The sequence below is a fragment of the Acinetobacter schindleri CIP 107287 genome (genome assembly GCF_000368625.1).
GTDB classification, from domain to species: domain Bacteria; phylum Pseudomonadota; class Gammaproteobacteria; order Pseudomonadales; family Moraxellaceae; genus Acinetobacter; species Acinetobacter schindleri.
On record NZ_KB849574.1, the window covers coordinates 581,199 to 604,441 of the forward strand.

Annotated in this window: 22 protein-coding genes; 9 read left to right on the plus strand and 13 right to left on the minus strand. The window is 45.7% G+C overall.

Annotated elements, in window-relative coordinates; all coding sequences use genetic code 11:
- Nucleotide 1 precedes the first annotated feature (1 nt).
- Complete coding sequence (locus F955_RS02930) at nucleotides 2-298, plus strand: FmdB family zinc ribbon protein (RefSeq protein ID WP_004813845.1); 297 nt, start codon at nucleotides 2-4, stop codon at nucleotides 296-298.
- Nucleotides 299-357: 59 nt separating this feature from the next.
- Here the strand turns inward: F955_RS02930 and parE are convergent, their stop codons facing one another.
- The gene (gene parE, locus F955_RS02935) at nucleotides 358-2,238 is read right to left on the minus strand and encodes a DNA topoisomerase IV subunit B (protein WP_004890863.1); all 1,881 of its coding nucleotides are present in this window, start codon (nucleotides 2,236-2,238) and stop codon (nucleotides 358-360) included.
- A 1-nt stretch (nucleotide 2,239) separates the two neighbouring features.
- On the minus strand, nucleotides 2,240-2,833 hold the full coding sequence (locus F955_RS02940; RefSeq protein ID WP_004890866.1) for a YqiA/YcfP family alpha/beta fold hydrolase: 594 nt from the start codon (nucleotides 2,831-2,833) through the stop codon (nucleotides 2,240-2,242).
- A gap of 246 nt (nucleotides 2,834-3,079) precedes the next feature.
- Here F955_RS02940 and F955_RS02945 point away from each other — a divergent pair, with 246 nt between their 5' ends.
- Nucleotides 3,080-4,411 carry a PGAP1-like alpha/beta domain-containing protein gene (locus tag F955_RS02945; RefSeq protein ID WP_004813848.1) on the plus strand — a complete coding sequence of 444 codons (1,332 nt, stop codon included), beginning with the start codon at nucleotides 3,080-3,082 and terminating at the stop codon, nucleotides 4,409-4,411.
- 43 nt (nucleotides 4,412-4,454) lie between these two features.
- On the opposite strand, the gene F955_RS02950 is transcribed toward F955_RS02945, so the two are convergent.
- Nucleotides 4,455-4,982 (minus strand): disulfide bond formation protein B, encoded by a 528-nt coding sequence (locus F955_RS02950; protein WP_004890868.1) that lies wholly within the window; start codon nucleotides 4,980-4,982, stop codon nucleotides 4,455-4,457.
- A gap of 18 nt (nucleotides 4,983-5,000) precedes the next feature.
- On the minus strand, nucleotides 5,001-6,578 hold the full coding sequence (gene gshA / locus F955_RS02955) for a glutamate--cysteine ligase (protein WP_004890871.1): 1,578 nt from the start codon (nucleotides 6,576-6,578) through the stop codon (nucleotides 5,001-5,003).
- A 210-nt stretch (nucleotides 6,579-6,788) separates the two neighbouring features.
- Here gshA and F955_RS02960 point away from each other — a divergent pair, with 210 nt between their 5' ends.
- From F955_RS02960 to F955_RS02970, 3 genes are read left to right on the plus strand one after another with little or no spacing between them, the layout of a single operon-like run.
- Complete coding sequence (locus tag F955_RS02960; protein ID WP_004890874.1) at nucleotides 6,789-7,328, plus strand: DUF924 family protein; 540 nt, start codon at nucleotides 6,789-6,791, stop codon at nucleotides 7,326-7,328.
- 49 nt (nucleotides 7,329-7,377) lie between these two features.
- Entirely contained in the window at nucleotides 7,378-7,932 is a 555-nt protein-coding gene (locus F955_RS02965) for a CC0125/CC1285 family lipoprotein (protein ID WP_004890876.1), read from the plus strand.
- A gap of 8 nt (nucleotides 7,933-7,940) precedes the next feature.
- Nucleotides 7,941-9,242, plus strand: coding sequence for a DUF445 domain-containing protein (locus tag F955_RS02970; RefSeq protein WP_004890880.1), 1,302 nt, complete (start codon nucleotides 7,941-7,943; stop codon nucleotides 9,240-9,242).
- A 298-nt stretch (nucleotides 9,243-9,540) separates the two neighbouring features.
- On the opposite strand, the gene F955_RS02975 is transcribed toward F955_RS02970, so the two are convergent.
- Complete coding sequence (locus F955_RS02975) at nucleotides 9,541-9,828, minus strand: DUF2798 domain-containing protein (protein ID WP_004890882.1); 288 nt, start codon at nucleotides 9,826-9,828, stop codon at nucleotides 9,541-9,543.
- 255 nt (nucleotides 9,829-10,083) lie between these two features.
- Here F955_RS02975 and argS point away from each other — a divergent pair, with 255 nt between their 5' ends.
- Both argS and F955_RS02985 read left to right on the plus strand, forming a co-directional pair.
- A complete protein-coding gene (gene argS, locus F955_RS02980; RefSeq protein WP_017401707.1) occupies nucleotides 10,084-11,874 on the plus strand; it encodes an arginine--tRNA ligase in 1,791 nt (596 codons plus the stop codon).
- A gap of 297 nt (nucleotides 11,875-12,171) precedes the next feature.
- Nucleotides 12,172-12,786: an SPOR domain-containing protein gene (locus tag F955_RS02985; RefSeq protein WP_004813862.1), complete on the plus strand. Its 615-nt coding sequence runs from the start codon at nucleotides 12,172-12,174 to the stop codon at nucleotides 12,784-12,786.
- Between the two features lie 90 nt (nucleotides 12,787-12,876).
- On the opposite strand, the gene asd is transcribed toward F955_RS02985, so the two are convergent.
- The 5 genes from asd to F955_RS03010 all read right to left on the minus strand — a co-directional run bounded on the left by asd (nucleotide 12,877) and on the right by F955_RS03010 (nucleotide 18,297).
- Nucleotides 12,877-13,728, minus strand: coding sequence for an archaetidylserine decarboxylase (gene asd, locus F955_RS02990; protein ID WP_004813864.1), 852 nt, complete (start codon nucleotides 13,726-13,728; stop codon nucleotides 12,877-12,879).
- A complete protein-coding gene (locus F955_RS02995) occupies nucleotides 13,725-14,573 on the minus strand; it encodes a sulfurtransferase (RefSeq protein ID WP_004890889.1) in 849 nt (282 codons plus the stop codon). Before F955_RS02995 ends, asd begins: the two co-directional genes overlap by 4 nt.
- A gap of 166 nt (nucleotides 14,574-14,739) precedes the next feature.
- Complete coding sequence (gene pncB / locus F955_RS03000; protein ID WP_004890893.1) at nucleotides 14,740-15,948, minus strand: nicotinate phosphoribosyltransferase; 1,209 nt, start codon at nucleotides 15,946-15,948, stop codon at nucleotides 14,740-14,742.
- A 118-nt stretch (nucleotides 15,949-16,066) separates the two neighbouring features.
- Complete coding sequence (locus F955_RS03005; protein WP_004890896.1) at nucleotides 16,067-16,597, minus strand: ankyrin repeat domain-containing protein; 531 nt, start codon at nucleotides 16,595-16,597, stop codon at nucleotides 16,067-16,069.
- Nucleotides 16,598-16,782: 185 nt separating this feature from the next.
- Nucleotides 16,783-18,297 carry a catalase gene (locus tag F955_RS03010; RefSeq protein ID WP_004890898.1) on the minus strand — a complete coding sequence of 505 codons (1,515 nt, stop codon included), beginning with the start codon at nucleotides 18,295-18,297 and terminating at the stop codon, nucleotides 16,783-16,785.
- A gap of 222 nt (nucleotides 18,298-18,519) precedes the next feature.
- Between F955_RS03010 and dtd the strand changes: the two genes are divergently transcribed.
- On the plus strand, nucleotides 18,520-18,960 hold the full coding sequence (gene dtd / locus F955_RS03015) for a D-aminoacyl-tRNA deacylase (protein WP_004890902.1): 441 nt from the start codon (nucleotides 18,520-18,522) through the stop codon (nucleotides 18,958-18,960).
- Between the two features lie 313 nt (nucleotides 18,961-19,273).
- Here dtd and F955_RS03020 read toward each other — a convergent pair whose 3' ends face one another.
- The 3 genes from F955_RS03020 to serB all read right to left on the minus strand — a co-directional run bounded on the left by F955_RS03020 (nucleotide 19,274) and on the right by serB (nucleotide 21,870).
- Nucleotides 19,274-19,753, minus strand: coding sequence for a hypothetical protein (locus F955_RS03020; RefSeq protein ID WP_004813874.1), 480 nt, complete (start codon nucleotides 19,751-19,753; stop codon nucleotides 19,274-19,276).
- Between the two features lie 143 nt (nucleotides 19,754-19,896).
- Complete coding sequence (gene aciT, locus F955_RS03025) at nucleotides 19,897-20,232, minus strand: ciprofloxacin tolerance protein AciT (protein WP_004890907.1); 336 nt, start codon at nucleotides 20,230-20,232, stop codon at nucleotides 19,897-19,899.
- Nucleotides 20,233-20,643: 411 nt separating this feature from the next.
- Nucleotides 20,644-21,870: a phosphoserine phosphatase SerB gene (gene serB, locus F955_RS03030; protein WP_004890910.1), complete on the minus strand. Its 1,227-nt coding sequence runs from the start codon at nucleotides 21,868-21,870 to the stop codon at nucleotides 20,644-20,646.
- A gap of 77 nt (nucleotides 21,871-21,947) precedes the next feature.
- On the opposite strand from serB, the gene F955_RS03035 reads away from it, so the two are divergent.
- Nucleotides 21,948-23,201, plus strand: a complete 1,254-nt coding sequence (locus F955_RS03035) for a hypothetical protein (protein WP_004890913.1) — start codon at nucleotides 21,948-21,950, stop codon at nucleotides 23,199-23,201.
- Nucleotides 23,202-23,243: the final 42 nt, after the last annotated feature.

Sequence of the window (23,243 nt, forward strand, 5' to 3'; positions counted from 1 at the left end):
AATGCCGTTATATGATTTCCGCTGTGAGCATTGCGAGGGAATTTTTGAACAACGTGTTCCAATTGCCCGTATCTCGACCGATACGATTGAATGTAATTATTGCCAACAGCAGACTTTAGCTAAACCGATGATCACCGGTCATCAGCAAATTAATATGAAAAGCAAATGGCGTCCGGGTTCAGGTGCTGAACAACTTGCAGGGCCTCTGGTAGAAGGACCCGGTACCAATAAAAATAGCGCACGCAGCTCGGTTTTACATAATTGCCGCGGCGTTAACTGTTCTTTATGCGATGTCTAATCTTTATTCATAAAAAATCCCGCTCTGGCGGGATTTTTTGATTACTTAAAATCGGTAGTTTAAACCACCAGATCTGCCAGATTACCTTTTTGCTCTAACCAGTCTTTACGGTCACTGGCACGTTTTTTCGCCAGTAATTTATCCAGTAAACCTGCGGTATGATGGGCATCATCTAAATCTAGTTGCACCAGACGGCGCGTATTTGGATCAAGTGTGGTTTCACGCAACTGGCTGGCATTCATCTCACCCAAACCTTTGAATCGAGTAATTTGCGGATTCTTGGTTTTGCATTTTTTCAGAATGCTATTTAGCTCGTCTTCATCCAGGGCGTAGTGCACGTCTTTGTTGTCATCAATCCGGAATAAAGGCGGCATTGCAACATATAGATGGCCTTCTTCGACCAGTGTCGGGAAATGTTTCACAAACAGTGCGCACAGCAAGGTCGCAATATGCAGACCATCCGAGTCGGCATCGGCCAGAATACAGATCTTGCCATAACGCAATTCAGACAGGTCATCTGAACCCGGATCCACACCAATGGCAATCGCGATATTATGCACTTCCTGAGATGCTAGAACTTCATCAGAAGACACTTCCCAAGTATTTAAAATCTTACCTCGAATCGGCATGATGGCCTGGAAGTTCTTGTCACGCGCTTGCTTGGCTGAACCGCCTGCAGAATCCCCTTCTACAATAAACAGTTCTGACTGGTCCAGATCATGGCCAACACAATCCGACAGTTTTCCGGGTAGTGTTGGACCCGCGACGATTTTCTTACGTTCTACTTTTTTCGCTGCTTTGAGACGGCGACCGGCTTTGGAAATTGCCATCTCCGCCAGTTGCATGGCGATATCTGAATTCTGATTCAACCATAATGCAAAGGCATCTTTGGCAATATTCTGCACCACCCCGACCGCTTCACGACTCGACAGGCGTTCTTTGGTTTGACCTGAGAATTGCGGTTCTTGGAATTTCAGTGACAGGATATAGTTCACGCCGTCCCAGACATCTTCGGCAGACAGCTTCATGTTACGCGGCAACAGATTACGTAATTCACAGAATTCACGCATCGCATCGGTCACACCCGAACGCAGGCCGTTGACATGAGTACCGCCCTGCGCAGTTGGAATCAGGTTGACGTAGGATTCCTGGATGCTTTCGCCACCTTCAACATTCCAGCAAATGGCAAATTCAGCACTGGCACGTTCGGCATCACCCGTTGCAACAAAAGCGGGTGCTGGGATGATCTCACGGTCTTCCAGCTCATCCATCAGATAATCGACCAGACCATTTTCAAACTGCCAGGTGATCTTCTCGTCATTAATCTGATCGATATAATTGATCTCTAAACCCGCGGCCAGAACAGCTTTGGCTTTAAGATTATGTTTTAAGGCTTTCAGGGCAAATTTTGGTGAATCGAAGTATTTGGCTTCTGGCCAGAACTGCACCGTAGTCCCAGACGCGCGTTTGGGTGCCTTACCTGCCTGCACTTCCAGCGGACCTGTCGGTTCACCATTTTCAAAGGCCATTTTGTACAGGTTACCCTGACGTTGTACGGCCACTTCGACACGGGTCGACAGCGCATTGACTACTGAAATCCCGACACCATGCAGACCACCAGAGAACTGGTAATTATCGGTACTAAACTTGCCACCGGCATGCAGTTTAGTCAGGATGATTTCAATCCCGCTCTGACCATATTCCGGGTGAATATCCACCGGCATACCACGGCCATTGTCTTCGACTGATAACGAGCCATCTTTATAGACTGTCACGGTAATTTTGTTGGCATGTCCGGCCAGTGCCTCATCCACAGCATTGTCAATCACTTCCTGCGCCAGATGGTTTGGACGAGTGGTATCGGTATACATGCCCGGACGACGACGGACCGGGTCCAGACCAGACAGAACTTCAAGAGATTGAGCCGTATATTGAGACACGTTATTCGGTTTCCTTTTTTATGCAGTCCAATAAAAACTGTAACACCAGCGGAATTTTCTCCGCAAAATCATCCATCCCGTGATTGCCATTGGCCTCAGTCATCAGCATCGCCGGAGGATGAGCAGCACTATAATAGCGATGTGCTTCACGATAATCCAAAACTTCATCGCCTTGTTGTAACAGTACCAGTATTTTGTCTGCATCTTGTGCAGTTGGCAGTGACAGTCCTTCTAGCTGATTAAGATGTGAATCGTCCAGACGCCAGTTCGGATGCACCTGTAACGGCAGCTCATCATCGAACAGTTCGCGGAACAGCTGCCATGGTCGCATGGCCGGATTGATCAGTACAGCCGGCACACTGTACTTGGCGACCAGATGTGTCGCATAAAATCCCCCCAGGCTACTGCCCACCAAGCTTACATGGTCCAGTGACTCAATCAGCGCTGACATGTAATGAATCGTATCCACAGGTGACATGTTCAGATCTGGCAAATGCACCTGAATTTGTGGATTTTTTTCGCAATACTGCTGAAGCAGCTGGCCCTTGATCGAGGCAGCGCTGCTTCGAAAGCCGTGTAAGTAAATGACATTCATCAATTATTAATAAAAACACCTATATTTTAATCAAAATCTATTTTATATATCAGAGATGGATCATCGTTATCTAATCTGTTTTTGGTGAATTGTCCGACAAAAAACACCGCAGTTTTTCACGTTCCTCGGTATTTTAAGAATATTCCCAGAAAAATTAGAAACATCAAAGTTCAGAAGAATTTATACCGCGAACATCTTTAAAAAGAAAGGTCTCAGATATTCGCATTGATGAAAGGAACGGATCCAATGACAAGCTTAACGCCATTGCATGAAACCTATTGCAAGTGGGATCGTACTCCTCCTACCCAGGCAGATGTACTGGAAGGACTTGCTCAGCTTGTTACCATGCGGTTTAATGATGTTGCCCAAGAACTGATCAAGACTATCCAGCGTGAAATCTTATATAGTTTCTTTGGTTTAAGTGAACGTCATTCAGAAAAAATCCAGAACCTGCCTGCCATTGTCCGGCTCTATCAGCGTTCCTATGACCTGTTGTTCCACTATGGCAATACCATGGTTGCCCCTGGACTGCGCCGTATTATTACCAAATTTCCACGCCTGCATGACAAGCCGCTGACACCAAGCCTGCATTTTCTGGTAAGTGTATTAAATGGCATTATTGGCGACTATCTGATCAAGCATCAAAATCCGATGGCGTTGCCGATGGTGATTTATGATCATTATACCTCACTACAGCAGGGCGAATTGACGGGTCGAATTACTATCTTCGTGCATGGTTTATGCATGAATCATCTGACCTGGTCCAATCATAAACATGAAGGCATTGGTGAAAAGCTGCTGACGCAGCGTGATAACAATACCATGTTGTACCTCAACTATAATTCCGGACGCCGTATCTCCGCCAATGGCCGTAGTCTGGCCAATACCCTGCATGACTTGATCACCCGCAATCCCGGCATTACCAGTATTGATCTGATCGGACACAGTATGGGCGGATTAGTTGCTCGTAGTGCCCTGTTCTATGGTAAACAGCATGTCTATGAATGGGTCAATATGGTCGACAATCTGGTCTGCCTCGGCTCACCACATCATGGTGCAGCATTAGAGCGCTTTGGTTTTAGCCTGCAGGATAAATTGGGACGCTTCCCGTTTGGAAAGATTATTGGTCATGTGGTGAATATCCGCAGTAATGGCATTCTGGATCTGCGCCACGGCAGTGTTCGGGATGATGACTGGGAACATAATGAAGTCAGAATTGGCCTAATGGATGATAACCGTAAACCGGCACCGATTCCGTCGCATATCCAGACCTATCTGGTGGCCGGTACAATTGAATATGAAAACCGGCATAACCGCACCCGCAATGTGATTGGGGATTATCTGGTCAGTGTCAAAAGTGCGCTCGGTGAACATCCAAACCCGCGTTTTCAGTTGAAAGTTCCAGACTCCCATAAAGCGATTTTCTATGGATTGAACCATTTTGAAATCCGGTTTCACCCACAAGTGGCTGAACAGATCGTGCGCTGGTTCTATCCGAGTGTGGAGGACAAAGTCTTTGACCAGATCCATGAATATATGATGGATCTGGAAAGTGTTGAAGGCATTGCTCTGACCTGATTCAGTTATAAAAAAAACCCTCAAATGAGGGCTTTTATTTGCATCAGTATTTATCTCTTAGGCGTTTGACTGGCGCCGTCTGATATTTACGGAATAACTGCCATAAACTGACCAGTAACAAGATACAGAAAAATACCAGTGACCAGACTGGTAAAGACTGCCCCAGAAAAGTCCAGTCCACTTTGGCACATTCACCTGAACCGCTGAGTACCTGCTGGAACACCGACTTCATTGGCAAGGTTTCCAGCCAGTAATCCAGACCCGGACCACAACTTGGGATTTTATCCGGCGGCAGGTTTTGCAGCCAGACATGACGTCCTGCTACACCTGCGGACCACAAAATACTCAGTGATCCTAAAAAGGCATACAGGCGTTTCATGCCATTTGCTTTCGGATTATGCAAGAAAGCAATGAAAGAAATAATCCCCAGACCAATCAGGCCAATACGCTGAAAAATACACAACGGGCAAGGCTCAAGGCCCTGCACATGTTCTAGATATAATGCAAATGCCATCCCCATCACGGATGCGGCAAATAACGCACCACTCACGAAGCGGTAACCCCATTTCATGGTCGATCCTCTTGTTTTTTATCGAAATTGAGCGAGATATTCAGCAAAGCTGATGCTGCTATCTTGCTCGAGTTCCTGCTGTTGCTGCAAGGACTTTTGTACTAACTCATCAAAATATGCAGTGGTTTTTTTACTGAGCTGATGCGCTTGATAAACCGCAGCATGCTGCTGTGCCAGCACCTGGCCGAAATGCCACATGCCACCCTGCTTACGGATATCACCCACCACAAGCGCAGAAAGTGTCGCATCGACTTCATCAACACGGATTTGCATGGTTTTCATGGCCGTCGTGTAAAGATTATTGCCATATGCTGCATCCAATAATTCTGCCAGCGGCTGCATGCGCGCCAGATGAACTGCACACCAGTCTTCGATTAGATATTTTTGACCATTTTCCAGAATAGCCGCATTCGGAGCACGACCACGATTGACCACTTCAGCCTGATTCTTTTCGATGATGTCCTGCTCATCGCTCAGCAGTGCCGGGCTGTCCTGCAATAAACAGTACAGTGCAACTACTTCCAGGAAGCCTGCGGTATGTTCATCAATCCCGATCGGGCTGTATGGATTGACATCCACTGCACGCAGTTCCACATAGCCAATACCACGATTTGCCAGTGCCTGTGATGGAGTTTCACCGGCTTCTGGCACCTGCTTTGGACGTACCAGACTGTAATATTCATTTTCGATCTGTAGCACATGATCATTGATCTGGATTGGTTGTCCTGCTGCATCTTCAAGGCCCAGACGGGTAAATTGTTTATATGGTGTTTTAACTGCTTTTTGCAGACCTTCCAGATAGTCCTGCAAGTTATTGTAATGAATACCGAGCTGCTTTTGGGCTGAGTTCTGATAACCGAAACGGCCCATGCGCAATGCAGTTGAATATGGGGTATATAAGGTGCCGCGAGTAAGTGGCAACAGCTGATGGTCACGACCGGTCATAAAGCATTGGCACACTGCCGGGCTAGCACCGACCAGGAACATCACCAATGGTGTCAGTCGGATAAAATTACGGATCAGCCCCATATAACGGTGGCTACGGTAATCCTGCAGGCTTAAGTTACGCAGTGATTCATCACTTTCGTTGGCCTGTAGCGCTTCGAAGAAATGATCCGGGAAAGACAGATTATAATGTACGCCCGAAATGGTCTGCATACGGCGACCATAGCGCACACCTAGACCACGACGGTAAAGTGTCTTGAATAAACCAATATTGGAAGAACCGTACTGCGCCAGTGGAATGCTGTCATCGCTGCTGTCGAGCATGCATGGCATCGACATCGGCCACAGCTTTTCTTCATCTTCCAGTTTGCGATGTACGATGGCATGGATATCCATCAGGTAATCCAAAGCGCCACGAATACTGTCTTTTGGCGGAGTAATAAACTCCATCAAAGCTTCAGAATAGTCAGTGGTGATATGCGGATGAGTCAGGGCTGAACCTAGTGCTACAGGATGCGGCCTTTGCGACAGAAAGCCATTACCTTGCATACGCAGGCTTTCTCGCTCAATTCCGCGCAGCATCCCCTTGATGAGCGACGAATCCACCCAAGTTGGTAATACAGCTTGGCTGGTCGATTCAGGTTGACTCATTACAATCTCGCTTAATGGGCTAAACTATTAAAATAAAATCATCATTTTATAAGAGTATAACGTGATTTTAGATCCGCACATTACACCCTGCCTGCTTTTCAGGCAAACCATTGATTTTAATTCCGCAAATTTTTAACACAAACTTTCTCTATAAGACATGTGAAATTTGTGATTTTATTAACAAATAAATGCTAATGAATTGTAAACCTTATGAATTATCAAGATATTTTGGACTTCTGGTTTAGTGCCGAGAACCAGCCGAACTGGTTTGCCAAAAGCGACCATTTCGACCAAAGTTTGACTGAGCAATTTTCAGAAATTCTGGAACAGGCAAGTCAGGCCGAATTATGGTCCTGGCGTAAAACTGCCGAAGGCCGTCTGGCAGAAATCATTGTTCTGGACCAGTTTTCTCGCAATATTTTTCGGGGTACTGCACGTGCTTTTGCCCAGGATAGCCTGGCTCTAGCTCTGGCACAGGAAGCCATTAGCCTGGATCTGGACAAGCAGCTCAGTCCGGAACAGCGGGCTTTTTTATATATGCCGTTCATGCACAGTGAATCCAGACTGATTCATGAATATGCCTTCAAACTATTTCAACGCCTCGGTAATCCGTCTAATCTCGAATATGAAATCAAGCATAAAATCATTATCGAACGCTTTGGACGCTACCCACATCGCAACCAGATTCTGGGCCGTGAATCTACCGAGGAAGAATTAAGTTTCCTGACCCAGCCGGATAGCAGTTTTTAGGTATTTTCAGGTACTGCTGTCGCTGGATCACCCCATCAGGAGAACGAAGATGAAGAAGACCATCATCGCCTTAGCATTTGCAAGCACTGCCCTGCTTTCAGGCTGTGCAACGACGCCTTCCAAACCACTGACCTTTGATCAGCTCGGCCAGTACAGTACTACACCTCTCAATGCCCAGACTTACCGGATCAGTTTCAAGGCGCGTCCAAACATGAGCTTTGGGACAGCTGAAGAAATTACCTTAGTTAAGGCGGCCCAGACGACTATACAGAATGGTTTCCAGTTCTTTCGGGTGCTGGATGATCCAAGCAACCGTACCCAACGACCTCCGCGTGAAGCAATCGTCTATCCCACACCCATGCCATATCCCTATGGCTATTATCGCCGTTATCCATTTTATTGGCCTGATCCCTTCTATGACATGCCGTATCGTGTCACTGTAGAGCCAGCACAGATTGCCTATACGATTGAATGCTTTAAACAGGGACAGGCGCCCAAAGATGCCTTCGATGCTCGCTTGATTCTACAATCGCTCGGCGCTAAATATGGTCTGAGCCCAACAGGTGAGATACTGCAGCCACAGCCTGTGACTATGACTAAATAGGAGTCTTTATGCAGACAGAGACCAGTTCACCGAGCCTGCAACGCAGTAAACGTTTTGCCACCATTGCCTTAATTGTGGCTGTCGTCACCTGGCTGGCACTGATGGTCGCTGCCAAATTACTGCCAGAATATGTATGGTTGATCCATATCCTGATGCTGTCTGCAGAAGCAGGTGTGGTAGGTGGAATGGCAGACTGGTACGCAATTACCGTTCTGTTCCGCAATCCTTTTGGCAAGTTGCCCATTCCCAGGTTTCTGCGTGACCACACCGAGATCATTCCACGCAATAAGGCCCGTATTGCCGAGTCGATGGGTCGCTTTGTGCAGGAAAACTTCCTGTCTCCACAAATTGTGGAGCGTAGTCTGGCCAGTACCGACCTGAGCCTGGCAGCAGGCCGCTGGCTGGCAAATCCGGAGAATAACCGTCAGGTGACTCAGGTCATCCAGCAGACTGCTCCACGGATCTTTGAATTTGTCGGTCAGGAACAGATTTCCGGCTTTATTCAGAGCAATAGTGTGCAATGGGTGAAAAGCACCCAGATCAATCATCTGGCCAGTGAGATGTTGCGCGCTGTACTGGAAAATGATTTTCATCAGGATGTTCTGCAACGTGGCCTGGATCTGGTACATGCCTGGATGACGTCTCATCCGGAGCAGACCCGTGAACTGACCCGTACCCTGTTTAAGGAAATGGGGGTGTGGAAATTGGCAAAGGGTGCCAGCTGGATCGGGATTGACGTGCAACAGCGCAGTATCGACTCGGTAATTCAGCGCGTCGAAGCCATGCTGGCAGATCCGGATCATCCTTGGCGCCTGAAGATTGAAGAGTCCGCCCATCAGCTGATGCTGCAACTAGCTGACAATGATAGCGATGCCAGTCAGCGTCTAAATTCTGCTAAAGATGCCCTGCTGGACAGCCCACAGGTACTGAACTTCATTAGTGGTGCCGTGGTGATTCTCTGTGATGCGATCAAGGCAGATCTGGAAAAACCGGATTCCGGTATTGCAGAGAATCTACGTATTGCCATTCAGCAAGTGGGTGAAAATATCATTTCCAACAGTTCAGTGCGTGAATTACTGAATAACCGTATGAGTAATATGGCAGTTGACTTAAGTGATCAATACAGCGAGAAAGTCATCCGTTTTATCAGTGAACGGATTCATGAATGGGATTCACGTGAAATGATTGACAAGATTGAAAATGAGGTCGGTGGCGATCTGCATATGATCCGGGTCAACGGCGTGGTGGTCGGGGCCTTTATCGGTCTGGTACTGGGGATTATCCGGGCCATTGTCGAATATGTGCTTTGATTCTTAGCTTATGCTCAAATCTCAGGGATTGAGCCATCATTCAATTTTCTATTTGCCAGATAAGAACTCTAGAAAACCTTAAACGTGTTTTAAGCAGTACAAGGTCAGGTGTAGTTCCTGCTAGAACAATCTTGGTAATCCTTTTGTTCTGCTTAATCTCAAAAAGCTGGAGATCTTCCGGCTTGCTCTAGTGCAAGCCAGAGTCCTGAAAATTGATCATTCGGGCCAGCTGTATACTTTTCAAAATCGGCAGGTAAATCAACTCAATCAACGCGTGAGTGGTATGCAATCAATAAATCTACTTCGGTAGTTGTGAGCCACTCATATCCACCAACAGGCCAGTGAGCTTACGTACGAATGGCAACAATAGCAGCACGATCGGAAAAGCGAACGCCCAGGAAATCATCCAGTTATGCAGCCATAATGAAATAAAACCTTCAATCCAGCCCAAAGTACGCAGCATATTAATGAAAGAAATGATACCGCTCATCAGGCAGGACAGGATGAAAGGGATAATTATCAGTGCCCATTTAGCGGGAAGTTTAGGAGTATTGCCAAAGATAACCGGACGTTGTTGCGAATCCACTGCAAGCTCTTTTTGTTATTTCAATCTGGTTAATATAGGCTATTTTCAGTGATTGAGGATTCATTTTTATAGCAAATTTTGCAACTTGCTTATTACGATATTCTTTATGTGATATACGAACGAATAAATGACAATTTTGTATAAATCTTCCAGCTACCGATCGTATATTTTTTATTCCCCATAAATGGTTTTACCTAAAGAGTCGGAAATTTGCTATATTTGCTGTTTTTCTGCGATATCTATTTTCGACTGATTATGAATACGGCAATCCAAGCAGCTCTCGATCATGCAGTGCAAACCTTACAGGCACAAAACGTACTCCCATCTGACTGGAACAATACAAGTAATTTGACGCGTACCAAAGACCGTAGCCACGGTGACTTTGCATCAAATATTGCCATGATCGCGTCTAAAGCTGCGGGTATGAAGCCGCGTGATTTAGCAGAAAAAATCCTTGCTGCCTTGCCAGAAGTTGCAGATATCAGCAAAGCCGAGATTGCAGGCCCGGGTTTCATTAACTTCTTCCTGAATGCTGACCAGCGTTTCGCAGTTCTGGACCAGATCCAGGCGCAACAAGCGACTTATGGTCGTACCCAGGCCAATGCGGAAAAACGCATCCAGGTGGAATTCGTTTCTGCGAATCCAACTTCTAGCCTGCATGTGGGTCATGGCCGTGGTGCTGCATATGGTATGACCGTAGCGAACCTGTTAGAGGCAACAGGTGCCAAAGTTGACCGCGAATATTATGTGAATGATGCTGGTCGTCAAATGGATATTCTGGCGACTTCAACTTATTTACGTTATCTGGAATTGACTGGCCAAGAACTGGTATTCCCGAAAAATGCCTATCAAGGCGACTATGTTAAAGAGATCGCACAAAGCATTATCGACCAGGATGGCGATGCCTATGTACGCCCGGTAGCAGATGTCTACAAAGACGTACCTGAAGATGTGCAGTTTGCGGCTGAACCGGATGCTGAAGGCAATAAAGTCATACTTTCAGGCGATAAAGAAAAACATATCGATGGCTTGATCTTCAATTCTCAAAGCTTAATTGGCGAAGGTTACCGCGTGTTCCATCAAGCAGCGCTTAAAGCGATTCTTGATGACATTAAAGATGACCTTGGTGAATTTGGTGTAACTTTCAACCAGTGGTTCAGTGAAGCGTCTTTGACAGAAAAAATTGAAGAAGCATTACAAACGCTGGATCAACGTGGTTTCTTATACGAAAAAGATGGCAATATCTGGTTCAAATCAACTGAATTTGGTGATGAAAAAGACCGTGTGGTCAAACGCCGTAATGGTCAAACGACTTATTTCGCATCAGACATTGCGTACCACTTAAATAAACTACAACGTGGCTATACCGATATCATTGATATCTGGGGTTCAGACCATCACGGTTATATCGCACGTGTAAAAGCCGCAATTGATGCACTGGGTTATGATTCGAAGAAACTGACTGTGCTGTTAGTGCAGTTCGTCAGCTTATGGCGTGGTGGTGAGATGGTGCAAATGTCATCTCGTTCAGGTCAGTTCGTGACTTTACGCGACCTGCGTAAAGAAGTAGGTAATGATGCAGCACGTTTCTACTATGTAATGCGTAAGTCTGAACAGCATATTGACTTTGACCTTGATCTTGCAGTGTCACAAAGCAAGGATAACGCTGTGTACTATATCCAGTATGCCCATGCACGTATCTGCCGTATGTTAGAAAAGGCTATTGCGACTGGCGTGAACTTTGATGCTGTGGCTGCACGTAGTCTGGCTGCCAAACTCGAGCTGGATGCTGAAACTGAAATCCTGGCAAAACTGGCAGCCTACCCTGAGATTGTGGTTCGTGCTGCAAACAGCTATGAACCGCACCAGGTGGGTAACTATCTGAAAGAATTGGCTGCATTGTTCCATGGTTGGTACAATGAGAACAAAGTACTCGGTGATGATGCTGAACTGACTCAAGCTCGTCTGCTGTTGTCTGTAAATGTACGTCAAGTGCTCCGTAATGGTCTGGAACTTCTTGGCGTATCAGCTCCTGAGAGCATGTAAGCAAAGCACTGCTTTGCATGCTCGCAAGACGAGAGCTGGGCTCGAAGTGGAAATGTAAAGCATTGCTTTTACATTTGACGCAAGACGAAGAACTTTGTTCAGAGTAAGCATGCAAGTAGACAGCCAAAACTATGAATTAGATGTCCGATTTGACATCTAGTTCATAAAAATATCCTGTGGAGTGGGTGATTTGTATAATGACATTTGTATTACGATCACATACGATGCAGAGAGTAAGGCATAACACCGGTTATGCCTTTTTCTGTCTGGTAAAATAAATACAAGAGGAAATCCCCAGTGTTTGGAAAAACGCAACGCGGTGTATCTGAACGTCCGAACAAGCCAAAGAAGCCATTGATTCCTGCATGGCTAGGCACACTCGTGATCATTTTAATCGTGTTAAGTTTTCTGGTGGCGCTCATGCTGTGGAAGCCATGGGAACCTGTAAAACCAAACAATGATCAGATCACTTCTCAGCATTATGAAGAGGAAGACACCAACAAGGATTATCGCTTCTATGACCTGTTGCCGAAACAGCAGGTTACTCCAATTCCTGAACAGGCTGTGCCTGAAACCAATAAACAGGATGCTGTGGTCATTGTAGAAGCTCCTCGAACTGAGGAAGCTGCACCTGAAACTGTGAATGAGCCGGGACTGGTAACTGAAGAACCTGTTGCACCAGTAGCGACCTATATTCTACAAGTACGCAGTTTTGATGATCCGGATCAGGCAGATGCACGCCGTGCCGAGATTATCCTGAATGGCCTATCTGCGGATGTGGTCAGAAGTGTTGAAAATGGCAAGGTCTGGTACCGTGTGGTTTCCGGTCCCTATGATTCTGTAGAAGCGGCGGTGATTGCACAACAGACTTTGCAGCATAGTGGTATCGATTCGATTGTTGTGAAGCAATAAATAAATTCTAGATCTAAAAAAGCGCCTGATGGCGCTTTTTTTGTACCTTTTAATTCCTCCCTTTTCAAAGGAAGGTCGGGAGGAATTTTCTTAAACGGTATGCCCTAAAGCTTCACCCATCAACACTGTTGAATTGGCTTTAAACTTCTCATCCCATTGCATCTTGTTTTCTTCAAACAGAATGACAGCCGTTGAGCCCAGGTAGAAACGGCCAAGTTCTGCACCTTTTTCTAGAAACAGATTATGCTGGTTCAATTCAATCCGGCCTGAAGGTTTTACTTTACCCGTCGCCACGGTTTCAATACCGGCTACAATCATGGCCCCAACAAGCACCACTGCCATACGACCAAGCTCAGTATCAAACAGGCACACCATGCGCTCATTACGTGCAAACAGGCCTGGAATATTTTCTGCTGTCGTCTGATTGACCGAGAACAGTTCACCCGGTACATACAGGGTTTCTGTCAGTGTGCCAGCAAATGGCATATGCACACGGTGATAGTCACGTGGTGACAGATATACTGTGGCAAATTCACCGTTTTTGAATGGCTGCGCCAGTTGTGGATCGGCAATCAGATTTTCAACTGTAAACTTTTGGCCTTTGGCCTGGAACACATCACCATTTTCAATCTTGCCGAGCTGGGAAATGGCGCCATCGGCAGGAGAAACAATACTGCCCTGGTCAGCGTCAACCGCACGCACTCCGGTTCTTAGACCGCGGGTAAAGAAATCATTAAATGACTTGAACTTCAAGGCATTGGTCTGCTCCGCAATCGACATATCGATGCCGTATTTGGCTTTAAAAGCAGAAATCACCGCAGTTTTTACAACCGGATTTTCACTGGCTGCAATTTTACCTACCACACGAGACAGACGATGCTGTGGCACCACTTTCTGAGCCTGGATAAATAATTGTTGTTTTAAACGCGATGTGATGCTCAAGATGGCAACTCCCCTGTAGCGATTGGACTATCGAGGCGGTTGCCCCATTCACTCCACGCACCGTCATAAGCCTGAATTTTCCAGCCGAGCAGACGTCCTAAGATATAGGCCAGCCCGGAGCGGTGATGTGACTGACAGTACACCACCACAGGCTGCTTAAGATTAAAACCCAGTTGTTCCAGGCGCTGTTGTGTGCGCTGCAAAGGGTGTAATTTTAAATGATTTTCACGGTTAAGGGCAGTACTCCACTCAAAATGACGTGCTCCCGGAATGTGACCGCCGCGTCGCGCTGTCAGACGCAAGCCGGTATATTCATCTTCAGTACGGCAATCCCAGAGCTGGATCTGCCCTTGATCGACCTGCTGACGTAGGGCTTCATAGTCAATCCGTACTACATTTTCCTGATTCAGGTTGATTTGCACCAGTTGTTCGACTGGCTCCAGCTTCACCGGATCAGAGGAAGTCGGCAGCCCAGCCGCTAACCAGGCATGAATACCGCCATTGAGTAAGCTGGTGTTCTCAAATCCTAAACAATGTAAGTTCCATAACAGACGCCCTGCCCAAGCCCCACCTTCATCATCATAAGCCACGACATGATGCTCAGGAGAAATATTCAGATAACGAACCAGTGCTTCTAGGCCTTCTTGATCCGGTAATAAACCCAAAGCTTGCTCTTCCTGACGAACCAGCATTTTTGGCTGTAAATGGAGTGCATACGGAATATGCAACTGTTCATAAACAGAGGCACGGCTCAGGTCAACAATACGGAGTTTTTCATTGCCCAGATGCTGCACCAAGTCTTCTGTTTCTATCAGCAGACCCAAATTAAAAGCTAAAGCTGTCATCGTTATCATAGGTGTTATGGTTCAAATCAGTCTGATCTTAGCACAGCTCATTTTTACAATTATGCGGTTTTTATTGAGTTATTTATCACAATTTATGCTAACGACCCTAACAGACAGGACATTGCATAAAAAACCGTCTCAAGTTTGAGACGGCTGATTGGGATTATTATTCAGCGACTTCGCTGATGTCAAATACCTGACGCAGATACGCAAGGAAGGTATCATTGTCGGTCATGGTTTTTCCTGGACTGTCGGAAATTTTTGCGACTGACTGACGGTTACATTCCACCAGTTTCAGCACGATATTCAGCGGTGTCTGCCCCATGTCATTGGTCAAATTCGTTCCGATCCCGAAGCTAACCTGGAAGCGATCTTTGAAGTACTGATGCAGTTTCCAGGCTTTTTCCAGATTCAGGCCATCACTGAAAGTCAGCATCTTGGTTTTGCTGTCTATTTTCAGTTTTTTATAGTGGGCATAGGCTTTATCGCCCCATTCATAAGGGTCGCCACTGTCATGACGCAGGCCATCAAACAGCTTGGCAAAATACAGGTCGAAATCACGTAAGAAGGCATCCATCCCGACCACATCAGTCAGGGCAATTCCCAGATCACCACGATATTCCTGTACCCAGGTTTCAAGTGCTGCTTTCTGGAAATCACGCAGGCGTACATCCAGTGCCTGGAAAGCTTGCAGGAATTCATGCGCCATCGTACCAATTGGCGTAATACCCAGTTCTTTGGCTAATAGTACATTACTGGTTCCACGGAAGACTTGTGGCGCTGCCTTATTAAATTCTTCCACCACATGCTTTTGCCACTCGAAGCTGTAACGGCGGCGGGTACCAAAATCAGATACCAGAAATGGCGGATCATTTGAATCCTGCGAAGCATCGTACTGTTTCAGTAGTTGCATTTTGGCCTGCAGCCGACGTTCACCTTCTATCAGCACTTCTGGAGTACGGATCCGGCTAAAATACAGTTCGTTGACAATCGCTAGGACAAAGATTTCAAACATCATGGCCTGAACCATTGGGCCTTCAACGGTAATGTCTAAACGACCTTCACTGTCGATGGTCGCCTTGATAAAGCGGCGTTTGAGCTGGAACAGCTCCAGATAATCCACAAAATCACTTTTGATAAAACGCAAGCTGCGTAAATACTGCAGTTCATCTTCTTTAAATTTCAGCTGGCACAGCAGATCAAGCTGATGGTTCAGATCATCCAGGATATCCGTGAGTGGATAAACCGTATCTTCAAGATTACGGCAACGGAAATGATAAAGACTGTGCGTTTGCGGAAACTTGTGTAATACCACTTGTAACATGGTGAATTTGTACAAGTCAGTATCAAGCAGGGATTGGATGATTGGCGCCATAACTTAGGAAATATCGCTGTGCTTATCTTTGCATTAAAGCATAAAAAGCCCTGCAATATTGCAGCAATTACATACAGCCAGGAGAAATATAGACCAAAGTACTACCATAAATAACAGCTTATTTGTCTGCTTTTACTTTAGGTTTTTCTGCTTCCTGGATGATTTTTTGTAGCTGTTTTTCCTGGCCAATCACTTTAGCAAATTCAGCCGTGGTTTTTTGTCCGGCCTTTTTGGCTTGGGCATCACAATCCATCTGACGCAGCTGTTTGGCGATGGCAAATTCCATTTTGAACAAGGCCCCCATTAAAGCGGTATTGCCGCGGTTGTCTCGGGCACAGCGGTCTGCACCATGTTTCAACAAGGTTGTAACAATACTCTGATGACCATAATAGGTCGCCATCATCAGCGGGGTATAACCGTCTTTATTGCGCACATCGACCGGAAAGCCATGTTTTAAAAATTCGTTGATGACTTCGCTATTGCCAATTTTGGCAGCAGCGAAGAAGAGGTCGACCAATTCCTGTTGTGAAGTCATCTGAACGCTTGCCACAGTTTTTGCAGGGGAGACATTCTTCACTTCAGCAGCAGTTGCAAATGCGGAACTGAAGGCAAGAATACTGGCTAAAAATGCTTTTGGCATAAATTTCATGATGAACTCCAACAGAAATCGAAAAGAAAATTTCAGTCACTCAGGATTCAATTCACCTGAGATGAGATAGAAACGGAGTGCCTGTAAAACTCCCCCTAGGGTGCAGGAAAGGTTTGGAGTTTTACAGGACTTTTCGGAGGTGATGTGCTATACCCTAGTCACCAGTTCCTCAAGACCAATCGAGATTAGTCTTTTAATTTTGCAGCTTTGGCTTTAACCGTCGCCAGGTTACCGTTGACTGCTTTGGTCATACGGGTACCGTAGTCTGCATCTGCCTTGTAGAAATAAGACAACATGATGTGCTTGGTTTCTGAATCTTTCACTGCACCTAAGTCAGCAGCCAGGTTCATGATCAGGTCATCTTTCTCTTTAGCTGTGTATGAGCGGTAAAGTTCACCAGCCTGCTTGAAGTTCTGTTCTTTGGCACCGATCTGTTGAACTGTGCCAGTAAGTGGAGTTTGAACCGCACGTGCTTTCGCAGTTGCAGCTTTTGGCTCTTTACGGCTAGGCTCATAGTTCACATCTGAGTCACGCTCAGATACATTCATGTAGCCATCCTGGTTGTTATTATTCACATTCACCACTGGGCGGTTGACCGGAATCTGCTGGTGGTTTGCACCCAGACGGTACATTTGTGTATCTGAGTAAGAGAAGATTCGACCTTGTAGCAGACGGTCTTCTGATGGCTCGATACCTGGAACCAGGTTACCTGGCGCAAATGCCGACTGTTCAGTCTCGTTGAAGAAGTTCTTCGGCATACGGTTCAGGGTCAAGGTACCGACTTTAGTTTCTGGAACCAGCTCAGTTGGCCAGATTTTAGTTGGATCTAGCGGATCGAAATCAAACTTGCCCAGGTCTTTAGGATCAAGCACCTGAATATACAGATCCCATTTCGGGAAGTTACCTGCATAAATGTTGTTGTAAAGATCATTGGTCAAATGGTTGAAATCTTTACCTTGCTGCTCAGCCGCTTCTTTCACGTTCAAGCCCTTCACGCCTTGTTTAGAGCGGAAGTTGAATTTCACGTACTTGTATTCGCCTTTGTCGTTATACAGTTTGTAAGCGTGAACACCAAAACCGTCCTGTTCGCGGTAGCTGGTTGGAACACCTTGCTTGCCGTATACATAGGTCAGCATGTTGGTTGCCCATGGCTGGCTCGACAAGAAATCAAACACACGGTTGGCATCTTGTACGTTAGTCACCGGGCTTGGCTTCATGGCATGAATGAAGTCTGGGAATTTGATCGCATCACGGATAAAGAAGACTGGTGTCTGGTTACCGACCAAGTCCCAGTTACCTTCTTGTGTGTAGAACTTCACTGCGAAACCGTGCGGGTCACGTAAAGTCTCTGGTGAACCTTTACCATGAATTACGGTAGAGAAGCGTAAGAAAACTGGAGTTTTAGTACCGGCTTTGAACAATGAAGCAAGGGTCAGATCAGACAGGTCTTTGGTTGCAACGAATTCACCATATGCCCCTGTACCACGCGCATGTACCACACGCTCAGGAATACGCTCACGACCAAAACGTTGTAATTTTTGAACTAATTGTACATCTTGAAGTAAAACGGAACCTTTTGGACCAGCAGTGATCGAGTTCTGGTTATCCCCCACTGGCGCGCCGTTATCTTTAGTTAATGGGGCAGCTTGTGCGGCTGTGACAGTTGCAAGCATTGCAACCAGTAATGAACGCTTAAACATTTCTAAATCTCTCAATTTATTACCTTTCCTGCATGGGCTAAGATACTCGAGATTAAAAAATAGATAAAACAGATAATTTTTATAAATTCAATCGTGTTTTTAGATTTCTTAAAATATTATCAAATATAGTCAATAGATTAGAATACATTTTAAGCAGAGCTAATCTGCAGACTTGCTGCGGTTCTTGTACAATGCACATAATTTTCAGTTTTTGAGTCAAATATGCGCGCATTATTACAGCGAGTGCTAGAAGCCAAAGTCGTTGTTGAGGGTGAAACAACCGGAGAAATTCAGCACGGTATCTTGGTCTTTTTAGGGATTGGTAAGGAAGATACCTTAGAAAAAGGCCAGAAGCTGATTGATAAAATTCTGAAATACCGTTTCTTTGATGATGAACAGGGAAAAATGGGCTGGAACGTTGCCCAGGCGAGCGGTGGCTTATTGCTGGTTTCACAGTTTACCCTGATGGCCCAAACCAAAAAAGGTTTACGTCCTGACTTCGGTCCGGCCATGCCACCGGCTGAGGCCAAAGCGCTGTATGAGCAGCTGGTAGAGTATGCTCAAAGCCAGTTCGATCATGTACAAACTGGTATTTTTGCTGCCGACATGAAAGTGCATCTGGTCAATGACGGACCGGTGACGTTTAATTTAGAAGTTGAATAATAAGCTCTCAGATACTTTTTTCTCGAAATTTTTTCTTTATAAAGTATTCTTTTAGATCAGTCCTTATTACTTTGGTTTTGCCCGAATGAGAAGTGGAGCTTCGCAAGGGAGGCATCTTGCGGAGCAATGCTCTTCACTACAAAACTCGTCAGATCTGATTAATGAATATATATCTCGCAGAAACAATCTCTTTTAGCTCTAGTCTTGCCTGAAACAGTTGCGGATGATATTTCATATATTTTCTAAGCTCGAAAAAAATGCTAACCAATTATTTAATTGACTAGCATTCCAGATCTTTTAAAAAATTTAAATCTTATTTACCCGTTTTCTCTTTGATGAACTGACGTACCAGCTTCACCTTTTCTTTGACTGGTTTTGGCAATTTTGGTGGAAGCATCTTTGCCACCTGGTTAAACCAGACCAGCAAGCCAAAGTCACCTTCCATTTTGATAGTGCCATTTTGCATGCCGGTCATAAATGCGGTTGGGTCACCTTTCATCAAAGTTTTAACACCCTGCTCGCTGTCTGCAAACTGCAATACAAAATCTGCTGGCTCAGCATTACCTGATACAGTATCAATATCACCGTTATTGACAATAATCTGGCGCGCCAGACCTTCATCTGTACCGATCTGAATACGGAACTGACGCTCATGGACCAATTCAATAAATTTTGGACTGGTACGTGCCAACTGCTTCATACGCAAAGCCAAGCCTGCAACCAGTAAATCAAGCGGGTCGGTACTGAGATCGACCAAAGGAAGTTTCAGGACAGGAATTGACGACAGTTTCATGAGTTATGCCTATTGTAATTGTACGAAAATTGATAGCTATCCTAGCATAAATTACAAGGAGGTTAAGCATGCAGTTTGTAGATGATCGTTAACAAAAAATGCACCCGAAGGTGCATTTGTTTTTATTGTTTTTAATAGCGCAATTATCGGCTGGATAACTGCTGCTGGTCATCTTCATAAACAGGTGTATGTTCGATGCAGCGGCGCTTGGCCAGTGCGCGCTCGGCACGACGATCTTCACGTAGCAACAATAGAGTTACTATGACCATCACGCTCGATAACGCCGCTAAATAACCATAGGTCATTGGCAGTTCAAATAGTGTCTGTGTTCCCAGGCGAATGACTTCAATCAGCCCCCAGGTAAACATTCCAGCCACCATAAAACTTAACCAGCGACGATACGGCGAGAAGAACACAACAAGTACAGCAGCGGCTACCAGACTAAAGCCCACAATTGTTGCTAAATTCGCTGTTACCATAAAATCCCCTCCGTCCAACCCCAGATCATGCAAGTAATGCAGCGGTTCTCATGGTTGAATGTCGTAAAATCCACTTCGTGGAATATATTGATTTGTCTATCTATGCCAGCATTATGATGAGTTTTTTGACTAAAAAAAGTCCTTTATTTCTGTTCAACGACATATTCTGTCGCGATATTATTTTGTCATTACATTTTTTATTTTTAGAGTTTTTCCGAAACATTTGCCCCATCGATGCTGGCGTGTCATTACAAAATAAACGCCGTTTTTCTGGACTGAAAAAATTATTTTTCCGTTTAAGATGATCGGTATATTTCTATATAGTTCCCTCTACTACTCTTCAGCGCGTGATCAATCAGCATAAAAAAACGCGGCCATTTGACCGCGTTTCTATCTTAAAAATCGCTAATCTCAGGCACGGCTGAGGTCTTTGTCATGTACACCAAGCAGGTACAGTACGCCATCCAGACCGACACTAGAAATCGCCTGATTGGCATTCTGACGGACCAGTGGCTTGGCACGGAATGCCACGCCTAAACCGGCAATCGATAGCATTGGTAGGTCATTGGCACCATCACCCACGGCAATTGCCTGTTCCAGGGAAATACCCATCTCTTCAGCAATCGTCATTAACAGATGCGCCTTACGCGCACCATCAACAATATGACCTTTGACTTCACCTGTCACAATCCCATCCTCAACATCGAGGACATTGGCATGGACCTCATCAATGCCTAGCTTGGCTTGCAGATGCTCAGCAAAGTACTGGAAGCCGCCAGAAAGAATTGCGGTGCGATAACCCAGTGCTTTCAAGGTAGAGATCAGACGTTCTGCACCTTCAGTAATGGTCAGACGTTCTGCGATCTTCGGCAGCACAGATGCATCCATGCCTTTTAGTAGTGCTACACGTGCACGGAAGCTTTGCTGGAAGTCTAACTCGCCCTGCATGGCACGTTCGGTGATTTCAGCCACCTGTGCACCGACACCTGCTTCAATTGCCAGCTCGTCAATCACTTCCTGCTCGATCAGGGTCGAGTCCATATCAAAGCAGACTAGACGACGGTTACGGCGATAAACATTGTCTTCCTGAACTGCAACATCGACATTCAGTGCCGTAGACAGGCTTAGGCAGGCTGTACGCATTGCTGCGGCATCCAGCATCTGACCTTTCAGGCTGAACTGTACACAGGCACGTTTTGGTCCAGCCTCCGTATCATCATCGTCCAGTACCGGACGACCGGAGAGTCGGGTTACAGTTTCAATATTAAAGCCTTGACTGGACACGATCTGGGTCACGGCTTGCAAGTGGGAAGCCTTTAATTCCGGGGCCAATGCGGTCACGATATAACGGGTCTGACCGCCTTCTTTGACCCATTGATTATATTCTGTGACAGAGATCGGTTTAAAGCGCACTGTTAACCCGATATCATGTGCTAGAATCAGGATTTCCTTCATGGCTAATGCGGTAGCGGTCTGGTCGTCCGAAGATACAACAATACCTAAGGTCAACTGGTTATGAATAACCGCTTGTCCAACATCCAGGATCTGTAAGGAATGAGCGGACAAAACCTGCATTAATCGTGTAAATTGATTAGGCTGGTCGGGTCCTAAGAATGATATAAGAATGATTTCTCGCATGAATTGACTCGGGTCTGAGCTACAACTATTGTTAGAATCATAATCGAATTTGAATAGAATTGCCTTGGAAGTTTACGTTGAATGCGCCTAGACAAGGGCTATTTGCTAGCCTACTGATTATAAGTTTTGCCCTTCATACCTTCTTACTGGTATTGGCAACCACTCACCAGCTGAATGAAAACCGTGCCAGCCAAGGTCAGCTCATGACCAGTCAACTGGTGACAGACAGCCTAGCTGAGCTGGATCCAGCCAATCGTGTTTCATTGGCTTTACTGGCAAATCGTTATTCCACTAACCCAAGTGTTGCCTCAATTCGCATCCTGGATGCAAATGCTCAGGTTTTAGCCACTGGTGGTCTGACGAAAACCCGAGATGGTGAGGTTTTTGTCCGCGAAGCATTACTTAACGAGAAAAAAGTCGGTTCAGTTGAGATTACTTTGATTGAGCCAAGTATCGGTGAAATTCTGCGTACCCAGTGGACAGCGATTTTATTCTCTTTCATTCTGCATAGTTTATTATGGTTAGCTTATCGCGCCATTGCCCGTCCAAGCCGCAGTGAATACCTGGCGCGCATCAATAATGAATCACGTCTGAAATTTGAAATTCAAACGCTGACTCAGGCACTGGAACAGGAAAAACACAATGCGGCTTTGGCAATTGCTCAGGCACAGCAAGCGGTTCACAATAAGCCAAAGGAAAAAGACAGCACGCCGGCTGTAGTCGAAAAAGATACCCTGTCGCTGAATATCCAGTTCTATGATCCCAAACAGCTGCTGGATTCGGTCAACAAGACTGTGTCTGTGCCTTATTTCAACTTGTGTCAGATCTTCCTAAATAAGGCCACTGAACTGTGCGTACAACATTATAAACTGAACAGTTCGGATGTCTGGACGGTACACAAGTTTGATGAAAAAGGTGCAACACTGAGTATTGCCGCAGACAAGCCCAATGCCCTCGCCTGCCTCACCCTGATCAGCTATGTCTTCCAGTTACTTTCTGAAGTGCTGTACAAACGCTATCGTGAAGATAAACGTTTTGTCTTGCAGACACGCAGCGCGATCGCTTCAAAAGTGGATGAAATGCAGCTGAATTCAACTCAAGCGGCTGAACGTCTGGCACAGCAACTGATAGCGCGTGAAAGTGCGGTACATGTCCCGAATTTCTTACTTAAATCTATTTCTGATCACTATGAACTGGTCAGCATGCCAAATCCAACCAATGTCCTGACCCGTCATGCTTTCGTGATGAATGGGATGGATGCCGAGATGGCAGAACTGGCGCAAAGCTTCCGAACCGATATCCTGAAATCGAAACAGTCCAAAGCCTCCTAATAAATTTTGAAGAGTAAAAAGCCCGATCTTAGCATCGGGCTT